This window comes from Rhodococcus sp. NPDC059234 (genome assembly GCF_042754225.1).
In the GTDB taxonomy this organism is placed as follows: Bacteria; Actinomycetota; Actinomycetes; order Mycobacteriales; family Mycobacteriaceae; genus Rhodococcus_G.
In genome coordinates this window covers 1-2,145 of record NZ_JBHZAH010000215.1, presented here as the reverse complement: position 1 = coordinate 2,145, position 2,145 = coordinate 1, and the positions used below count along the sequence as shown (strand labels likewise).

At 64.3% G+C, this 2,145-nt stretch carries 4 protein-coding genes; all 4 read right to left on the bottom strand.

What is annotated here, in order from left to right; genetic code table 11:
• Window positions 1-87: 87 nt before the first annotated feature.
• The 4 genes from ACFXGJ_RS24340 to ACFXGJ_RS24325 all read right to left on the bottom strand — a co-directional run bounded on the left by ACFXGJ_RS24340 (window position 88) and on the right by ACFXGJ_RS24325 (window position 1,907).
• Window positions 88-861 carry a sulfite exporter TauE/SafE family protein gene (locus ACFXGJ_RS24340; protein ID WP_378625837.1) on the bottom strand — a complete coding sequence of 258 codons (774 nt, stop codon included), beginning with the start codon at window positions 859-861 and terminating at the stop codon, window positions 88-90.
• 65 nt (window positions 862-926) lie between these two features.
• Window positions 927-1,331, bottom strand: a complete 405-nt coding sequence (locus ACFXGJ_RS24335) for a DUF302 domain-containing protein (RefSeq protein ID WP_378625836.1) — start codon at window positions 1,329-1,331, stop codon at window positions 927-929.
• Window positions 1,332-1,372: 41 nt separating this feature from the next.
• The gene (locus tag ACFXGJ_RS24330) at window positions 1,373-1,576 is read right to left on the bottom strand and encodes a YgaP-like transmembrane domain (protein WP_378625835.1); all 204 of its coding nucleotides are present in this window, start codon (window positions 1,574-1,576) and stop codon (window positions 1,373-1,375) included.
• A 61-nt stretch (window positions 1,577-1,637) separates the two neighbouring features.
• Window positions 1,638-1,907 (bottom strand): metal-sensitive transcriptional regulator, encoded by a 270-nt coding sequence (locus ACFXGJ_RS24325; RefSeq protein WP_378625834.1) that lies wholly within the window; start codon window positions 1,905-1,907, stop codon window positions 1,638-1,640.
• Window positions 1,908-2,145 lie beyond the last annotated feature (238 nt).

The following is a 2,145-nucleotide window of genomic DNA, read 5'->3' as shown; positions in this document are numbered from 1 at the left end:
GGGTCGAGGCGGCGGCAGTTGATCACGTACAGGCGCCGATTGCTTCTGGCATCGTCGCTGCGACGTGCCTACCGCGGCTACGCGGCGTTACCGAACGACGATCACTTGGACGAGGACGAAGACTGCCACCGCGAAGATCAGGTAGGCGAACCATTTCTGCAGTCGGGCGGTGTCGACCTTCTTCCCGTAGCGGCCCGCAATGAGCGATCCGCCAATGGCAGTTGCCGTGAACACCGCAACTAGTCCCCAGTCGAGGCTGAGGTTGCCGAGATACGCGAGGAGCCCGGATCCGGAATTGGCAGTGACGATCACGAGGGAGGTGCCGACAGCGACGGACATCTCGATGCCGAGTAGCAGGACGAGGGCGGGAATGATGAGAAACCCTCCCCCGACCCCGAACAGTCCGGTCAGGAATCCGACACCGAGGCCGGCCGGAACGGCGCGGGAGGTACATCGGCGCCAGTCGACTGTGGAGCCCTCTGCCCGGCAGGCCGTTCCACTGCCCTCGGTGCTCGAGAGCATTCGGATTCCTGATGCGATCATCACCACGGCGAATCCGGCAAGGGTCACCGCTTGGGGAAGAAGTCGATTCGCCGCGCCGCCGGCGAACGCTGCCAGCAAACCGGTGACGGCGAATACGCCCGCGACGCGCCATTGAACTTGACGGACACGGATTTTGGGGATGGCGCCGAACAGCGCGGCAATGCCGACCACCAGCAGTGACATCGGCACTGCCTGCTCGAGCGGGATCCCCAGTCCGTAGACGAGCCCTGGAACGGCGAGGATCGACCCGCCGCCGCCGAGGAGGCCGAGCAGGATTCCGATGACGGCACCCAACACCAGGGCCACAAGAATCGTCATCGATGCCTCCTGTGGTCTCGAGTTGCTATCACGTCATCGGTTGCGCTGCCCTGATCTCGGATGTCTCAGTGTTGGGCGGCGAGGGTGTCGATCGCGGCCTGCAGGCGCCTTCCGGCGTCCTCGGCGACAGCTTCGAGTTCGGGTTCGCCGGTGACCTGCACCATCAGCTGCGGGTTCATCGCTTCCACGACGACCGTGCCTTCGGTGGTCGGGTCCTCGCGCACGATCACGTTGCAGGGCAGGAGCAGTCCGATCTGACGGTTCACCTCCAATGCCCGATGAGCGAGCGGTGGATTGCAGGCACCGAGAACGAGGTAGCGCTCCATGTCCTCGCCGAGCTTGGCCTTCAGAGTGGCCTGCATGTCGATCTCGGTGAGCACGCCGAATCCCTGCTCTTTCAAGGCGGCTCGGGTTTCTTCGACTGCGTCGGTGAACGAGGTTCTCAGTGTCGTCGACAGTGCCAGTTCCATCGGTTGGTCTCCGTTGTCGTCGAGGGAAAGCTTCAGGACGGTTATGTGGTTGTCAGCGGTATGCGACAGCTGGCCCGCTCCAGGCCGACCTTCTCCATGATCAGGCTGGCGGGGCACCATCCGACCGCGGAGTAGAAGACCAGGTTTGCGCCCACGAATCCGGTGAGGAGCAGCCACCACGGCGAGAGCGCAAGCGCGAGCGCTACGCTGGCCAGGACCATTGCGCCGCCCATCAGAGGCACCACTCGCTCGATCGTCCATCCTTGTTGGCGGGGAGGGGTTTTCACTTGCTTCTCCTTGTCGGTCTCAGGCGAGGGCGAGGAAGAGCTTTTCCAGCTCGGCTTCGGTCATGGGCGCCTTGCCGCCCTCGGACGTCTCGGTCAGGCATTCACGCAGGCCGCTGGCGACGATCTTGAAGCCGGCCTTGTCCAAAGCGCGCGAGACGGCGGCGAGTTGGGTGACCACGTCCTTGCACTCGCGCCCGTTCTCGATCATCGCGATCACCCCGGCAAGTTGGCCGTGGGCGCGGCGCAACCTGTTGAGGACGAGTTCGACGCTTTCTTCGCTTCCAACCATGATCGTTCCTTTCTGTGAGCCTGACCTGACATCAGAATACCCCATGGGGTATGTGCGGTGGGTGTGTGTTTGCCCACCGCACATACCCGTGGGCGTCAGCCGTGCGAGAAGCTGATCTTCGGCAGCACCCGGCGCAGCCAGGTCGGCGACCACCAGGCGGCGTGCCCGGTCAGGCGCAGCAGCACCGGCAGCAGCACCAGCCGGATCAGGACCGCGTCGAGCAGCACCGCGACGCCGA

Excerpts from the sequence above, each read along its gene's own strand:
- ACFXGJ_RS24340 (WP_378625837.1), bottom strand. The coding sequence starts at position 861 with ATGACGATTCTTGTGGCCCTGGTGTTGGGTGCCGTCATCGGAATCCTG.
- ACFXGJ_RS24325 (WP_378625834.1), bottom strand. The coding sequence starts at position 1,907 with ATGGTTGGAAGCGAAGAAAGCGTCGAACTCGTCCTCAACAGGTTGCGC.
- ACFXGJ_RS24335 (WP_378625836.1), bottom strand. The coding sequence starts at position 1,331 with ATGGAACTGGCACTGTCGACGACACTGAGAACCTCGTTCACCGACGCA.